Annotated in this window: 14 protein-coding genes; 7 read left to right on the top strand and 7 right to left on the bottom strand. The window is 70.6% G+C overall.

What is annotated here, in order from left to right; all coding sequences use genetic code 11:
• Position 1: 1 nt before the first annotated feature.
• Entirely contained in the window at positions 2-994 is a 993-nt protein-coding gene (locus tag ACWD01_RS03030; RefSeq protein WP_451157472.1) for a helix-turn-helix transcriptional regulator, read from the top strand.
• Between the two features lie 43 nt (positions 995-1,037).
• On the opposite strand, the gene ACWD01_RS03025 is transcribed toward ACWD01_RS03030, so the two are convergent.
• Both ACWD01_RS03025 and ACWD01_RS03020 read right to left on the bottom strand, forming a co-directional pair.
• Complete coding sequence (locus tag ACWD01_RS03025) at positions 1,038-1,610, bottom strand: Clp protease N-terminal domain-containing protein (protein WP_451157470.1); 573 nt, start codon at positions 1,608-1,610, stop codon at positions 1,038-1,040.
• Positions 1,610-1,819, bottom strand: a complete 210-nt coding sequence (locus ACWD01_RS03020) for a helix-turn-helix domain-containing protein (RefSeq protein ID WP_005312042.1) — start codon at positions 1,817-1,819, stop codon at positions 1,610-1,612. The genes ACWD01_RS03025 and ACWD01_RS03020 overlap by 1 nt, the downstream gene beginning before the upstream one ends.
• Positions 1,820-1,920: 101 nt before the next feature.
• Here ACWD01_RS03020 and ACWD01_RS03015 point away from each other — a divergent pair, with 101 nt between their 5' ends.
• Both ACWD01_RS03015 and ACWD01_RS03010 read left to right on the top strand, forming a co-directional pair.
• A complete protein-coding gene (locus tag ACWD01_RS03015) occupies positions 1,921-2,220 on the top strand; it encodes a hypothetical protein (RefSeq protein WP_451157468.1) in 300 nt (99 codons plus the stop codon).
• Positions 2,221-2,407: 187 nt separating this feature from the next.
• A complete protein-coding gene (locus ACWD01_RS03010; RefSeq protein ID WP_451157466.1) occupies positions 2,408-2,629 on the top strand; it encodes a hypothetical protein in 222 nt (73 codons plus the stop codon).
• On the opposite strand, the gene ACWD01_RS03005 is transcribed toward ACWD01_RS03010, so the two are convergent.
• From ACWD01_RS03005 to ACWD01_RS02990, 4 genes are all read right to left on the bottom strand, one after another.
• The gene (locus tag ACWD01_RS03005) at positions 2,607-4,007 is read right to left on the bottom strand and encodes a cellulase family glycosylhydrolase (RefSeq protein WP_451157464.1); all 1,401 of its coding nucleotides are present in this window, start codon (positions 4,005-4,007) and stop codon (positions 2,607-2,609) included. The two genes, ACWD01_RS03010 and ACWD01_RS03005, sit on opposite strands and share 23 nt — an antisense overlap.
• Before the next feature lie 63 nt (positions 4,008-4,070).
• Positions 4,071-5,036 (bottom strand): zinc-binding dehydrogenase, encoded by a 966-nt coding sequence (locus tag ACWD01_RS03000; protein WP_451157462.1) that lies wholly within the window; start codon positions 5,034-5,036, stop codon positions 4,071-4,073.
• Between the two features lie 63 nt (positions 5,037-5,099).
• Positions 5,100-6,665, bottom strand: a complete 1,566-nt coding sequence (locus tag ACWD01_RS02995; RefSeq protein WP_451157460.1) for an alkaline phosphatase D family protein — start codon at positions 6,663-6,665, stop codon at positions 5,100-5,102.
• Positions 6,662-7,243 (bottom strand): phosphoesterase, encoded by a 582-nt coding sequence (locus ACWD01_RS02990; RefSeq protein ID WP_451157458.1) that lies wholly within the window; start codon positions 7,241-7,243, stop codon positions 6,662-6,664. The genes ACWD01_RS02995 and ACWD01_RS02990 overlap by 4 nt, the downstream gene beginning before the upstream one ends.
• Positions 7,244-7,466: 223 nt before the next feature.
• Here ACWD01_RS02990 and ACWD01_RS02985 point away from each other — a divergent pair, with 223 nt between their 5' ends.
• The gene (locus ACWD01_RS02985; RefSeq protein WP_451157456.1) at positions 7,467-8,195 is read left to right on the top strand and encodes a DUF6333 family protein; all 729 of its coding nucleotides are present in this window, start codon (positions 7,467-7,469) and stop codon (positions 8,193-8,195) included.
• Positions 8,196-8,373: 178 nt separating this feature from the next.
• Entirely contained in the window at positions 8,374-10,725 is a 2,352-nt protein-coding gene (locus ACWD01_RS02980) for a hypothetical protein (protein ID WP_451157454.1), read from the top strand.
• Positions 10,726-11,043: 318 nt separating this feature from the next.
• Here ACWD01_RS02980 and ACWD01_RS02975 read toward each other — a convergent pair whose 3' ends face one another.
• Positions 11,044-12,255, bottom strand: a complete 1,212-nt coding sequence (locus tag ACWD01_RS02975; protein WP_451157452.1) for an NAD(P)-dependent malic enzyme — start codon at positions 12,253-12,255, stop codon at positions 11,044-11,046.
• Positions 12,256-12,780: 525 nt separating this feature from the next.
• Between ACWD01_RS02975 and ACWD01_RS02970 the strand changes: the two genes are divergently transcribed.
• Together ACWD01_RS02970 and ACWD01_RS02965 are read left to right on the top strand one after the other, a co-directional pair.
• A complete protein-coding gene (locus ACWD01_RS02970; RefSeq protein ID WP_451157450.1) occupies positions 12,781-13,728 on the top strand; it encodes an ABC transporter substrate-binding protein in 948 nt (315 codons plus the stop codon).
• 44 nt (positions 13,729-13,772) lie between these two features.
• A complete protein-coding gene (locus ACWD01_RS02965) occupies positions 13,773-14,753 on the top strand; it encodes an amino acid ABC transporter permease (protein WP_451157448.1) in 981 nt (326 codons plus the stop codon).
• The last annotated feature ends 7 nt before the right edge of the window (positions 14,754-14,760 follow it).

Below are 14,760 nucleotides of genomic sequence, written 5' to 3'. Positions count from 1 at the left end.
CATGCCCCCCGTCTTCGCCCACGGCCGTCTGCGCCTGTATCTGCTGAAGCTGCTCGACGAGGCCCCGCGCCACGGCTACGAGGTGATCCGCCTCCTCGAGGAGCGCTTCCAGGGCCTGTACGCCCCGAGCGCCGGCACCGTCTACCCGCGGCTGGCCAAGCTGGAGGCCGAGGGCCTCGTCACCCACGCCACCGAGGGCGGCCGCAAGGTGTACTCGATCACCGACGCGGGCCGTGCGGAGCTGGCCGGACGCAGCGGTGAACTGGCCGACCTGGAGCTGGAGATCCGCGAGTCCGTCTCCGAACTGGCCGCCGAGATCCGCGACGACGTCCGCGGCGCGGCGGGCAAGCTGCGCAGCGACATGCGCGCGGCGGCCGGCCGGACCCGCAAGGATTCCGCCGCCGGCGACCGGCGACCGGGCCCGCTGGACTTCGGGGACCTGGGCGACTTCACGGACACGGAGTCGTGGCGCGCCGCGAAGGAGGAGTTCAAGCGCGCCAAGCAGGAGTGGAAGGAGCAGACGCGCCGCGCGAAGGACGAGTCGCGGCGGGCCCGCGAGGACGCCCAGCAGGCGCACCGCCAGGCGCAGGAGGCGCGGGAGAACGCCCGCGCCGAGATGCAGCGCATCGCCCGGCAGGTGCAGGAGCAGGTCCAGGACCACTTCACCCGCGGCGACTGGCCGACCGGCGTCCGCGAGGGTCTGTCCGAGCTGACCACCCAGCTCGGCGGGCTGGCACGGGGCACGGCATGGCCGCCATATGTGAAGCCGGACGCGGCGGACGCCGATCCGGACTGGGCGAAGGACACCGTCGAGGCGGGCGCTTCCGCCGACCCGGCGCGTGATCTGGAGCGGCTGCTGGACCGCTTCCGTGACGACGTACGGGACGCGGCGCGCGACCACGGCGTCACGGCGGACCAGCTGGGCGAGGCCCGGCGCCATCTGTCGACGGCGGCGGCCCACATCACGGCCCTGCTGCGCACCCCCGAGGAGTGACGGGGCCGGGGGCCGCGAGGCCCCCGGCCGCCCTGCCCCGGACTCAGCCGGCCTTCGCCGTACCGCCGCCCGCGTCGCCGAACATGGCCCGCTCCAGCGCCGCGTAGGTCGCGCCGTGATCGGCCAGGGTCTCGGCGACCACGCCGGGTACGGCGGTCAGTGCCAGCAGGATGTGCTCGGCGCCGATGGTCCGGTCGCGCCTGCCGAGCGCGATCCGCAGCGACTTCTCCAGGGTCTGCTTCGCCTCACGGGCGAACGAGCGGTGGCCCGACCACCACCGCCGGCCCTTGCGGTCGCCCGCCAGCGCACCGGCGCCGTGGGTCTCCTCGACCCTGGCGACGATCTCCCCCACGTCGATCCCCAGGCCCGCGAGGGCCTGCTCGTCCGCCTTGGACATGCCGCCGCGCCGGCGGGACTCGGCGAGGGCGGCCTCCAGCGAGTCCCGCCGGTCCATGACCCCGAGAGCCCGGAACGCGAAGCCGGTCCGCGCCCCCTCCAGCTCCAGCAGGGCGAGCAGCAGATGCTCGTTGGTGACGGTGGAGGCGTCGGCCCGCTCCGCGCAGGCCGTGGCTCCGGTCACCACCGCGCGGGCGTCCTCGGTGAACCGTTCGAACATCACAGCCTCCCGTGCTTCTTGTGGACGGCCTGGCGGCTGACGCCGAGTTCCGCGGCGATCTCCTGCCACGACCAGCCCTGGTTGCGGGCGCTTCTGACCTGTACGGCCTCGAGTTGTTCCAGCAGCCTGCGCAGTGCGGCGACCGCCCGCAGCCCGACCCGCGGGTCACGGTCGCCCGCCCGCTCGGCGAGATCCGTTGCTTCCGTCATGCCCGTCAACCTACATTGACAGACATAGACCGTCAACCTTGATTGACACCAGAGAGGGCGGCGGCGGAGACCGCCCCGGTCGCCGGGCGTACGGTGTGCCCGTGATCGACTTCCGCGCGGGCGCCCCTGTCACCGGCAGCCTCGACGTCCGGTGGCACGCCGGCCACCCCTCCCCCGAGACGGACCCCGCCCCGGCGATCCAGGTCCACTCCTACTCAGAGCACACGCTGATCCTGCGGCAGAACAAGTCCGTCCACTTCGAGGCGCCGTTCCTCTTCCTGCTGTTCGGGAACGACCGCGCTCCTGCTGGACACCGCATGCCGACGTTCTGCGGGACGGCCCCGGTGACCCGGGTCCTCGGCTGCCACATCGAGATGACCCGCACCGTTCCTGAGGACTGAGCGGGAGTCAGCCCGCTCGGCCGCACGCCCCCGAACGGTCTTGGGCGCACTGGTCCCCGGCGTACTCGACCCCGGGGCGGCGACACGCATCCCGTGCGCGGTCCGGGCTCGGGAGGCCGGCTCCTTGCACGACCTGGCCAGTTGGGCACGGCCAGAGGTGACGGGGAGGCCCTGAACCATCACTCCGGTGGAGCAGGGACCCGCTCTCCCCCAGCGCTGCCGCCGGGGGTGCCCCCAGGCACCGTACCCGGCGTCCAGATCGCACGACCAGGACTACCCGCGCGGCACGACGCATCAGCCGGACGAGCCGCCGCTCGAGATGACGCCGGACCATCTGCGCCGGCTGCGCGACGCGCTCGCCCGCCGGCAGGGCCCGAGCGGCGACTTCATCGTGGTGTACGAGGACTGACGCCGACCGTGACGTGCTCGCCCGGCCGGGCGTGGACGCGGACCGTGGCCGTCCGGCCGGGCGGCACCGTACGGGTCTGCGGCCGGGCGCGGCCGGTCACCTCGATCCGCCAGCCGCTCACGGAGGGCGGCACCGAGATCTCGCTGACGCCGCGCGCCGAGCGGTACCCCAGCCGGTATGTCCCGCTGCTCGGTTCGTACCCCTCGGCCGTCACCCTCCCGGCGACGGCCGGCGCGTACGGGGCCGCCGTCTGCTCCTTGTTGGTGCGGAACCGGCCCCCCTCGTCGACGGCGCAGTACCCGCCGCCGTAGCACCAGACGTACCCGGCCCAGCCGGAGCTGTAGCGGTTCAGGGAGGCGAGCGCCTCACGGTAGAAGCGGCCCATGTTCGGCAGGGAGTTGTTGAGCGGGCCCCACTCGCCGACCACGACGGGCATCCGGTGGCGCGCGGGATACTCGGTCACGGCCCGCTCGTACGCCTCGATCCAGCCCGCCGACGGGTCGTAGTCGGCGCCCGCCTCCATGGCGGTGTTGTAGAAGTGCGGGGCGTAGACGGCCCTCGGGTCCTCGATCCTGCCCAGCCCGGTCGGCACTCCCTCGCCGACGATCGGCGTCGGCTCGACGAACAGCCAGGTGTCCCGGTCCACCGAACGGACCGCGTCCGCCAGCCGGTTGTACATCGGCGTGAGCGGCTCGGCCTCGATGCGCCGGGCCGCGGTGGCCAGGTCCTCGCCGTCCCGGATCTCCCCCATCGGCTCGTTGATCAGGTCGTAGCCGATGACGGCGGGATGGTCCTCGAAGCGGTCGGCGAGCACCCGCCACATCCGCGCCTGGGCGAGCCGTAGGTCGGGGTCCTCGTAGAGGTGGGTGAAGGCGCGCTGCACGGCGGGCTCGAAGTACTCGGAGAACCAGTCGTCGGGGTGCGGCGTGAACGGCAGCCCGTCGGTACGGGTCGCCCACTCGGGGATGCCGCGGTGGCCGAAGGCCGGGCCGAAGACGTCCTGGTGGGCGTCGATCAGCACATGGACGCGGTGGGTGTGCGCCCAGTCCAGCACCTGCTCGATCCCGCGCAGATAACGCTCGCTGTAGCGGCCCCGCACCGGCTCCAGGTCGTCCCAGAAGACGAGCAGCCGGGCGAAGTTGAAGCCCTGGGCGCGCAGGTCGCGGAAGTGCCGTTCGGTGATCGCGGAGAGGGCTGCCTCGCCGCGGTGGGTCTTGTCCTCGACGTTCCAGCCGCGCAGGGTGAGCACCCGGCCGCGGTCGTCGGTCAGCCGGGGGATGCCGTCCGGCGCTTCACCGGCGGCGTCATGGGACCGGGCGGGCGCGGCGCAGAGCAGCAGGACGGCGCAGACGAGGACGGCGAGCAGTCGGCGGTGCATGAAGACCTCCGGCACGGTCGTGGACGCGGTGCCGGAGATCCCATCAGCAGAACTGACGGTCCATCAAGAGTTCGTCAGGACAATCTTTCCGAACAGCTCGCCCGAGGCGATCTTCTCGAAGCCCTCCCGGGCCCGGTCCAGCGGCAGCACCTCGTCGATCACCGGCCGCACACCCGTGGCCGCGCAGAACGAGAGCAGGTCCTCCAGCTCGTCCTTCGAGCCCATCGTGGAACCGACGACCTTCAGTTCGAGGAAGAAGATCCGGGTCAGCTCGGCGTGCGAGGGCCGGTCACCGCTGGTCGCACCGGAGATGACCAGGGTGCCGCCGGGGCGCAGCGACTTGACCGAGTGCGACCAGGTCGCCGCCCCGACCGTCTCGATGACGGCGTCCACCCGCCGCGGCAGCCGCGCCCCCGGCTCGTACGCCTCCTCCGCGCCCAGCTCGACGGCGCGCCGGCGCTTGGCCTCGTCGCGGCTGGTGGCGTACATCCGCAGGCCGGCCGCCTTGCCCAGCACGATCGCGGCGGTGGCCACACCGCCGCCCGCGCCCTGGACCAGGACAGAATCGCCCGGGCGGACCCCGGCGTTGGTGAACAGCATCCGGTAGGCCGTCAGCCAGGCGGTCGGCAGGCAGGCGGCCTGCTCGAAGGTGAGCTCCTTCGGCTTCGGCAGCACGTTCCACGTGGGGACGCTGACCTGTTCGGCGAAGGTGCCCTGGTAGCGCTCGGTGAGGATGGAGCGGGGCTCGTCGGGGCCGACGCCGTGGCCGCTCTGGCCGATGACGGAGTGCAGCACCACCTCGTTCCCGTCCTGGTCGACGCCGGCGGCGTCGCAGCCGAGGATCATCGGCAGCTTGTCCTCTGCGAGACCGACACCGCGCAGCGACCAGAGGTCGTGGTGGTTGAGCGAGGCGGCCCTGACGGTCACGGTCGTCCAGCCCGGTCGTGCCTCGGGCGCCGGGCGTTCACCCAGTTCAAGGCCGTTGAGCGGCTGGTCACGGTCGATACGGGCGGCATAGGCGGCGAACATGACCTTGAGATTAGGCCGGGCCGGTGCGTGGCGGAACCACGCACCGGTGTGACACGCGTCCCGCTACTCCCTCCGCCACTGGGCGGGCGAGTTCTTCGTCGCCGGGTCCTCGTACGAGCCGGTGGTGCCACGGTCGATGTGGAAGCTCGTGAGCGTCGTGACGGGCGACGCCGGGTCCCTGCGGTCGCCGATGACCCGCATACGGGCGCTGAAGCGCTCGGGGGTGACCTCGTAGACGTCGTAGCCGTAGCGGTTGCCCTCGAAGTACTTCAGATGCGGGTTGGCCGCTCCCATGACCGGGCCGTTCGCCTCGTTCCAGGCCGCGCTGTACGCGCCCGAGGTGACCGAGTGCGCCGTGAACTCCGTGCCGACCAGCGGGGACGACGGGTCGTCGAAGTCGGTCCTGAGGTCGTCGACGAACGCGGAGTGCCAGTCGCCGGTGATGACGACGAGGTCCTCCAGGCCGCTCGCGTGCACATGGCTCAGCACCTCCCTGCGCTCCGCGAGGAAGCCGTCCCACTGATCGGTGAACATGTACGAGCCGCCGGGCCGGCCGCGGAGCTGGCTGAGCATGATCGAGTTGGCCCAGACGTGCCAGGAGTCCGGCGCACGGTCGATGCCCCGCTTGAGCCAGGACTTCTGCTCGGCGCCGAGGATCGTGCCGCCCTCGATGTTCTGCGCGGAGCGGTACGAGCGCAGGTCCAGAACGGTCAGCTCCAGCAGGTCGCCCCAGCGGCGGACCCGGTGGATCTCCGGGTCCGGCAGCGCGAACGCGCTGTCGTCGCGGTGGGGCATGTGCTCGTACCAGGCCTGGTACGCGGCGGCCCGGCGCCGCATGAACGGCGCGCCGCCGCCGGTGCCCGAGTAGTCGTTCGCCACCTCGTGGTCGTCCCACGTCAGGAACCACGGGTGCGCGGCGTGCGCCGCGCGCAGCGACGCGTCGCCCTTGTAGAGCGCGTGACGGCGGCGGTAGTCGGCGACGGTGAAGACCGACGGGCCCTCGTGGTCGCGCACATGGTCCGCGGGTACGCCACCGACCTGGCCATGCTCGTAGATGTAGTCGCCGAGATGGACGACGAAGTCCACGTCCTCGCGGGCGATGCCGCGGTGGGCGGCGTAGAAACCGTCGTGGAACGCCTGGCAGTTGGCGGCGGCGAACCGCACACTGCCCACCCGGCCGACGGGCGCAGTCCGCGTACGGCCGACGCGGCTGGTCCTCCCCAGGGCCTTGAAGGCGTACCAGTAGCGGGTGCCGGGCCGCAGCCCGGAGACCGGCACGTGCACGCTGTGGCCGAGGGTCGCGGAGGCCGGCGCCGTGCCGCGCGCCACGACACGGCGCAGCGACGGGTCCAGGGCGACGGTCCACTCGACCTCGACGACCTCGGGCAGGCGCTGCTCGGCGGCGAGCGGCTCCGGCGCGAGCCGCGTCCAGAGCAGGACGCCGGTCGGCCGCGGGTCGCCGGAGGCGACGCCCAGCGTGAACGGCGCGGGGTCGTAGTCGGCGCCGAGCGCCTCCGCCGCCTCGCGGGCCTGGGCGGGGCTCAGGCCGGCGCTCAGCGGCCATGCCACGTTCAGCGCACCGGCGGCCGCGGCGCTCTTGAGCAGGGTCCGTCGGTCGAGCCTCGTCACTTGCGTCCCCCCGTGGTCGTGGTCGTGAGGCCGAGCGTCATCGCGTCGGCGTACCCGTCGTTGGAGGTGCCGCCGCTGCGGGTGAACACCAGCAGCAGCCGTGCGCTGCGGGAACCCGGCGGCACGGCCGCGGACGCCGTCCGCTCCAGCAGCCCGGTGCGCGCGCCGCGTTCGGCGGCCGTGACGGGTCCGAGCACGCTGAGCGCCGTCGGCGTCCCGGCCCCGTCCCGGAACTCGACGGAGAGCCGGGCGCCGTCCTCCTGCCGGGCGTACCCGCCGAGCCAGGCGGTGAGCGTGTACCGCACCCGCCCCGCGTCGACGGCGCCCCGGCCGGCCGGCCCGGCCGTGGGCAGCGCGATGTCCTGGACGAGGACGGTACGGGGCGAGTCGCCGCCGCTGAAGAACCGCGAACCGCGGCGGGCGGGGCCGGGGTCGGCGGCGGTCGGATAGCCGCCGCCCACGTCGTACCCGACCAGAGCGGGAGCGCCCTGAGCGACCACCCAGCCGGTCACACTGCCGACCGGCTCGGCGCTCCCTCCGGGACCGCTCTCGGCATCACCGTTGACGACCAGATTCACAAACGCCTCCTGGGGGACATGGGCCGGCGCGGAGCAGCACACCAGCACGAGGTGAACCTGAGAAGTCCCCCGACGGAACGCCCGCCGTGTTCCGGCCACACCTCCCCATCCGGGCTCCGCCCGGCACGAAGCGAATTCCGGCGGATCGGGTCGGCGGTCCTCGCTACCGTGGCGCCCGGGACTCTCCCCTCTTCAAGGCCCTGACATCCATGGAGGCTGTGCGATGACCGACTACGACTTCTGGGAATACCCGCCGGAGCAGGACATCGCGCGGTACGGGGAGTTCAGGCTGACCCTCGTCGAGCAGCCCGTCCCCGGCGACGTGGAGGCGCTGCCCGCTCATGACCCGGGCCGGGCACGGGAGTTCGCCGCCGCGCTCCGCACCGTCGACGCGGTGCTGGAGGAGGTCGAGCGGATCGAGGCGGTCGATCGGCCGCCCTTCGCCACCCGCGCGGATCTCGACCTGGTCGGTGTCGGATGCTGGGGTCCGGTCACCGAGATCAACGATCCCGCGCTGGCACTCAGCGGGGGGACCCACCCGCTCGCCGAGCAGGCGGACGCGCTGGCCGAGCGCTTCCCGGGAGCGGTCGTCATCGGCTCGGCCACGATCGACCACAACATCACCTACGGCACCCACGTGATACAGCACCCGGACGGGGCACGCCTGTTCGGCTCCGGATGGAGCGGCGAGGGGAACTGGGAGAGCGCCGGCACGCCGCAGGAGGTCGTCGACGCCTTCGGTATCGGCGCCGACGACCTCGCGCGGGAGGACGTCGACCTCGACGCCGGCCCCGGGTCCTTCTACTGGGAGGGACTGGCACGCCTCGCTCTCCTGCGCGTCACCCCGCTGTACCGCAAGGACCGCAGCTTGTCCGTGTTCCGTGTCCGGCGCACCGAGAAGGTCACCGGCGATCTGGAGGACACCTGGATCCGGGACCTCGACGAGTTCTGACCGTTACGGCCGCAAAACCCTCACGAGTTGGCGAGGACATGCCGACCAAACCCCGGGACTCCGGCCTCCTCCGGTCCCTAGAGTGCCGAACAGGCGGCGAACCCAGACCAGTTGACCTCGGAGCCGCGACGCCGCATGCCTCTTGAGCACACCACGGGGCTCCCAGGGGGAGAAGTCAGTGAGCATTCACATACACCGACCCGCACGCCGTCGACGCGTGTGGGCGCGCCTCGCGTTGGCCATCACCGCTGCGGGGGCCATGACCCTCACCGGCCTGCCCGGTCTCGACGAGGCACAGGCCGCGAAGCGCCCCAACGTCAAGACGATGCGGTGCGACGAGAAGTACCTCGGGACGAAGGTGCGCACCACCCCGCCCAACTCCGGACCGCCGGCCAACCTGCCGTACGACGCGTGGCCGAACGACGAGAACTACACGTACGACAACCCCGCCAAGGCCTACGACGGGGTACTGCCGCCGACCGACGAGCAGCGCGCCAAGGCGGGCACCGACTACCGCACGTGGCAGAAGGCGTTCAACAAGTCGAAGAATCCGGCCGACAAGGTCATGGAGATCTACGCCCGGTACAACGCTCAGTTCAAGACGGGCTACAAGGATTTCCAGCTCTTCCTCGACGTGAAGTACGTCGGCAACCACGGCAACCCGCGCCGTGGTGACGCCTTCGAGGCGCGCATGGTCAAGAAGTACAACATGGTCGGCCCCGACTGGTTGTGCCAGGACGTCATCGAGTACATCGACGAGAACGGCGAGAAGCGCTACCGCGTCGTGGACGCGCACAACACGCGCACCGAGCGCAAGGTCGAGATCAAGTCCAACGGCAGGATCGAGAAGGACCAGCTCAAGGCGGACAAGCAGATCGCCAAGCAGAACCCCAAGTCGACGTTCCGCTACCTGACCGGTGCCGCGACGGAGAAGTCGACCAAGGACGCCATCAGGCAGTTCGACAACGAACTGAAGAAGGACCGTAACACCAACCGCAGCCAGGCCGGGGTCTACGAGCGCCGGTCCAACGCCATCGAGCGCACCCAGAAGCCGACCGTCTACACCAAGTACGACAAGCGCTTCAATCCCGACCCGCTCAAGGGCGGCCGGGGGCCGATCATCGACCAGGCCCTGAGGTCCGGGAAGACGGTCGCGGAAGCACGGCGGCTCCAGGCGATATACAACCAGAACAACCGTGGCGGCTACTTCGGCCGCGGGCCGGCCGGCATCGACTTCTCCACCCTGGAGATCAACTACGTCGGCACCCCGGTCGAGGGCAAGGGCCTCGACTACTCGATGAAGGCCGACTACGTCCAGGACCCGGACGCGAACCCCGGCCACGGCGGTGACGCCAAGCTCCAGCTCGCCTCGGACGCGTTCTTCACCTGGCTCGCCCTGACCCCGGACAAGTTCTGGGTCAATCTCAACCCGGTCCGCCCCGACGTGATCATGGACAAGGAGTTCGCCAAGACCGACGCCGGGCGCATCCTGCTGGAGGCCGACCTCACCCTCAAGCACGACTACGCGGACGCCATGAACCCCGACAAGTACGAGCGTGGGGAACGCTTCTGGCGTGCGGTCCCCCGCACCCCGGAAGGCATGCCGTGTCTGCCGATCATCCGGCAGTGGATCACGCCCAAGCCCGCGAAGGTCCGCGAGCAGGACGGCGGCATCTACATCCTGGACGCGCCGCTGAAGGTCAACATGGAGGTCCCCACCGGACCTGACGTGCCACCCAACAGCTGCAAGCTCACGGAGGCGCAGACCGAGCAGGCCGAGGCGCTCATCCTCTCGATGATCCAGCCGGAGCTGGAACGCCGCGTCAACGACGAGGCGTCCTACGCCGACCTGCGCCGCGTCTACTCCTCGCGGGTGGCCGCCGAGTACATCCGGCGGCAGGACGCGGTGGCCCCCACCGACTTCCGCAAGATCATCAACAGCAACGACGTCAAGCGGTGGCCGCTCAGGGACGAGAACAAGAACTGGGACAAGAAGACCGTCTACGACAAGTACGTCCACTCGTTCAAGAACGGCGACTACAAGTTCGAGCGCGTCTACGACGGCAAGGTGTGGATCCTGTCCATGGGCGGGGTCGACTTCTCCAAGGCGCCCAAGCGGAACATCAGCAGCACCGAGTTCCAGACCCAGCACCGCGGCCTGGACAAGACCACCAAGACCTCCGTCCAGGCCGAGGTGGCCCACCGGGGCAGCGAGACCGCCTACCTCGGCGGATCGACCTCCGAGCAGCCCACCAGCCCGGAGGAGCCGAGCCCGAGCCCGACCCCGACCCCGACCCCGACCGGCCCGGGCGACCCGACCCCGACCGGCAGCCCGTCGACCCCGGCCCCGGATCCGTCCACGCCCGGCGGTGACCCGACGACGCCGCCGGCGAAGGACCCGGACGGCGATCTCGCCGACACCGGCAGCAGCAGCCCCCTCGGCCTGATCGCCGGTGCGGCCGCAGCCCTCGCGGTCGCGGGCGGCGCGCTGACGTGGTGGATGCGACGCCGCAGGAGCACCGCCGGCTAGCCGCGCGGCCTGCCCCCCGCACTCGCTGTCCGGGTGCGGGGGGCAGGCATGGCGAGGAGCCGGCCTCCTGGAGCATTCCGTCAAAGTGACCCTGGAGCCCGGCCACAGCCCGGCCGGGGGATCCCGGGCTCGCCCGCTGCGAGCCGGGCGCAGCTCGGCGACAGGCCCGGGCACGATCCGACCGAGGTGCGGGACTTGCTCCGGTTGAGGGGAGGGCGGGGAGGGGAGCTGCTTCGTGCAGCGGCACGCCCGCACGCGAACGGGCCGCGCCACCCCCCGCACGGGGACAGTGCGGCCCGTCAGGGAGACCGCGGCGGATCAGCGCCGGGCGACACCTTCCGCCCGCGCCGCCGCGGCAACCGCCGCGGTGACCGCCGGGGCGACCCGCTCGTCGAAGGGCGACGGGATCACGTAGTCCGCCGAGAGCGCGTCGCCGACGACGTCCGCCAGCGCGTCCGCCGCCGCGATCTTCATGCCCTCGGTGATGCGGGAGGCCCGCACCTGGAGGGCGCCCGCGAAGATGCCCGGGAAGGCGAGGACGTTGTTGATCTGGTTGGGGTAGTCCGAACGGCCGGTGGCCACGACCGCCGCGTACTTGTGCGCGACGTCGGGGTGGACCTCGGGGTTCGGGTTCGCCATGGCGAAGACGAACGCGCCCGGCGCCATCGACGCGACGGCCGCCTCGGCCACCGTGCCGCCGGAGACGCCGATGAAGACGTCCGCGCCGGCGAGCGCGCGCTCCAGGGAACCGGAGAGCCCGGCCCGGTTGGTGAGCTCGGCGAGCTCGCGCTTGACCGGGGTCAGGTCCTCGCGGTCACGGCTGACGATGCCCTTGCGGTCGGCGACGGCCACGTCACCGAGGCCGGCCTCCAGCAGGAACTTCGCGATGGCCACACCGGCCGCGCCGGCGCCCGAGATGACGGCGCGCAGGTCACCCAGCGTGCGCCCGGTCAGCTTCGCGGCGTTGCGCAGGGCGGCGAGGGTCACGACGGCGGTGCCGTGCTGGTCGTCGTGGAAGACGGGAATGTCGAGGCGCTCCTGGAGCTTGCGCTCGATCTCGAAGCACCGGGGCGCCGAGATGTCCTCGAGGTTCACGCCGCCGAAGGACGGCGCCAGCCGGACGACGGTCTCGACGATCTCGTCGGCGTCGGTCGTCGCGAGGGCGATCGGGACCGCGTCCACGCCGCCGAACTGCTTGAAGAGGATCGCCTTCCCCTCCATGACCGGGAGCGACGCCTCCGGTCCGATGTCACCGAGGCCGAGCACCGCCGTGCCGTCGGTGACGACTGCGACGACCTGCGACTTCCATGTGTAGTCGTGGACGAGCTCGGGATTCTCGGCGATGGCGGTGCACACCTTGGCGACACCGGGTGTGTAAGCGAGGGACAGGTCGTCCTTGTTCCGCACCGGCACGGTGGCCTGGACGGCCATCTTGCCGCCGCGGTGCAGCGCGAACGCCGGATCGAAGGGCTCGTCGGCACTCTCCGTGTCGGCGCTGTCGCTGTGAGGATTGACGATCTCCGCTGCCATTTTTCGTTGACCCCTTAAGTCTTCAAGGTTGAGGGTGGCCACTCCTGGTTGAGGAGGGGTGGGCGGGCACCGCGTCCGTTCCTGCACCAGGCGGTTGGCCCGCCACCGGCAGGGGGAGGTACGTACGCGCGGGCGCGCCGCACACGCGCCCTGAGCCCCGGATGAGGGGTGTAAGGGTCCTTCTTACCGGACCGACCGCACCGCGGACGAGTCCATATGCGCGCGGTGACACGGCTCATAGCCAGAAACCCGGACAAGTCCACCAGTAGCGGTGGTACCCGTCCAGAAGCCAAGACGGCCGAAGATCTTCCGGCGGAAAGAAGGCTTTCCCGCGAATGGTCCGGCCCTGGTGTACCGGCCCGCGGGGGTTCGGGGGTGACCCGTTACCCGATTTTGACATGCGTGGCCCCCTGAATGGGCTCGTCCGAATGGCAAGATGCCGAAAACACACAAGGTCGGCGACACTCGAAGATGAGCGCATACGACCTGGTAACACCCACCCTCACCCGCCGGAGGACTCCGATCATGACCGCAAGCACCACGCGCCGTACGACCGCCGTGAAGTCCCGGATCGCGGCGGTCAGCGCCATCGCGGTCGCCGGCGCCATGCTGCTGACCGCCTGTGGCGACCAGACGGAAAACGGATCCAAGGAGTCGGAGACCAAGGGCAACGCGTCCACCGCGCCGCTCCACGACAAGCTCCCCAAGAACATCCGTGACAAGGGCGTCATAAACGTCGGCTCCGACATCGCGTACGCGCCGATGGAGTTCATGGACGAGAACAACAAGCCGGCCGGTGTCGACATCGACATCGCCAAGGCGCTGGGCAAGGTCCTGGGCGTCGAGTTCAAGTTCGAGAACGCCACGTTCGACCAGCTCGTGCTGGGTATGAACAACGGCCGCACCGACATCGTCATGTCCTCGATGACGGACACCAAGGAGCGTCAGCAGGGCGCGACGGACGACGCCAAGGGCGGCGCCGACTTCGTGAACTACTTCCGCGCCGGCTCGGCGATCCTGGTCCAGAAGGGCAACCCCGAGAAGGTCACCACGCTGGACGACCTGTGCGGCCTGACGGTCGCCGCCCAGCGCGGCACGGCGAACGAGACGCTGCTGAACGAGACGCAGAAGAAGTGCGGCGCCGACAAGATCAAGCCGTTCATCTCCGACCAGGACAGCGACTCGATCACGCAGCTCCAGACCAAGCGTGCCGACGCCGTGATCACCGACTTCCCGGTCGCCCTCTACAACGAGCTGAACGCCGGTGGCGGCAAGCTCTTCGAGGTCGTGGGCGAGCAGATCGACGCCGCTCCGTACGGCATCGCGGTCAGCAAGAAGAACCCGGAGCTGCGCGACGCCCTCCAGGCCGCCGTCCAGAAGATCATCGACGACGGCTCGTACGCCGAGGTGCTGAAGGAGTGGAAGGCCGAGAGCGGCGCCATCGAGAAGGCCACGATCAACGCCGGCAAGTGACGGCCACTCCTCGCCACCACCTCCCCATGTAAGGCAGCAACCCTGTGACTGACCCCCTCGACAAGGCGCCGGCCGACGTTCCACCGGACGGCGGCCAGGGCGGCTCCCCCCGTAAGGACCCCGCCGCCCACCCGGGACCCATCAAGGCCGTTCCCGTACGCCACTACGGACGCTGGATCAGCGCCGTCGTGGTGCTGGGCCTCCTCGCCCTGCTGGTGCGCGCGTTCGCGGACGCCGAGATCCAGTGGAGCGTGGTCGGTGAGCAGATCACCAACGGCACGTTCGCCTGGGGCGCCTGGGAGACCCTGAAGATCACCGTCTACTCGATGGTGATCGGTGTGGTCCTCGGCGCGATCCTCGCGGTGATGAGGCTCTCGCCGAACCCGGTGCTCTCCGGCGTGGCCTATGGCTACATCTGGTTCTTCCGCGGCACTCCGGTGCTGGTGCAGATCCTGCTGTGGTTCAACCTCTCGCTGGTCTTCGCCTATCTCGACCTCGGTTTCATCTACAAGGACGAGATGAACCAGGTCATGACGCCGTTCGTGGCGGCGCTGCTGGCTCTCGGCCTGAACGAGGCCGCGTACATGGCCGAGATCTGCCGCGCCGGCATCCAGTCGGTCGACTCGGGTCAGACCGAGGCCGCGCAGGCGCTCGGCATGAAGGGCGGCAAGACGATGCGCCGCATCGTGCTGCCGCAGGCCATGCGGGTGATCATCCCGCCGACCGGCAACGAGTTCATCAACATGCTCAAGACCTCCTCGCTGGCGTTCGCCATCGGGTACGGCGAGCTGTTCCTGCGGGGCCGTGAATTCGGCTCCCGGACGCTCGCCATCATGGAGGGCTACATCGTGATCTCGCTCTGGTACCTGGCGCTGACGACCGTGTTCAGCATTGGCCAGTACTACCTGGAGCGGTATTACGCCCGCGGTTCGAGCCGCTCGCTTCCGCCGACGCCGCTGCAGCGTCTGCGCAAGCAGCTGTCCTCGTTCCGTGTGCAGAGCAACGTCGGAGGCGTGAAGGTATGAAGTCCCA

It is taken from the genome of Streptomyces sp. NPDC002835, from assembly GCF_053591995.1.
The sequence above is the reverse complement of the archived record's forward strand: the minus strand, read 5'-3'. Positions and strand labels throughout refer to the sequence as shown.

Excerpts from the sequence above, each read along its gene's own strand:
- ACWD01_RS03030 (WP_451157472.1), top strand. The coding sequence starts at position 2 with ATGCCCCCCGTCTTCGCCCACGGCCGTCTGCGCCTGTATCTGCTGAAG.
- ACWD01_RS03025 (WP_451157470.1), bottom strand. The coding sequence starts at position 1,610 with ATGTTCGAACGGTTCACCGAGGACGCCCGCGCGGTGGTGACCGGAGCC.
- ACWD01_RS03020 (WP_005312042.1), bottom strand. The coding sequence starts at position 1,819 with ATGACGGAAGCAACGGATCTCGCCGAGCGGGCGGGCGACCGTGACCCG.
- ACWD01_RS03005 (WP_451157464.1), bottom strand. The coding sequence starts at position 4,007 with ATGCACCGCCGACTGCTCGCCGTCCTCGTCTGCGCCGTCCTGCTGCTC.
- ACWD01_RS03000 (WP_451157462.1), bottom strand. The coding sequence starts at position 5,036 with ATGTTCGCCGCCTATGCCGCCCGTATCGACCGTGACCAGCCGCTCAAC.
- ACWD01_RS02985 (WP_451157456.1), top strand. The coding sequence starts at position 7,467 with ATGACCGACTACGACTTCTGGGAATACCCGCCGGAGCAGGACATCGCG.
- ACWD01_RS02975 (WP_451157452.1), bottom strand. The coding sequence starts at position 12,255 with ATGGCAGCGGAGATCGTCAATCCTCACAGCGACAGCGCCGACACGGAG.
- ACWD01_RS02970 (WP_451157450.1), top strand. The coding sequence starts at position 12,781 with ATGACCGCAAGCACCACGCGCCGTACGACCGCCGTGAAGTCCCGGATC.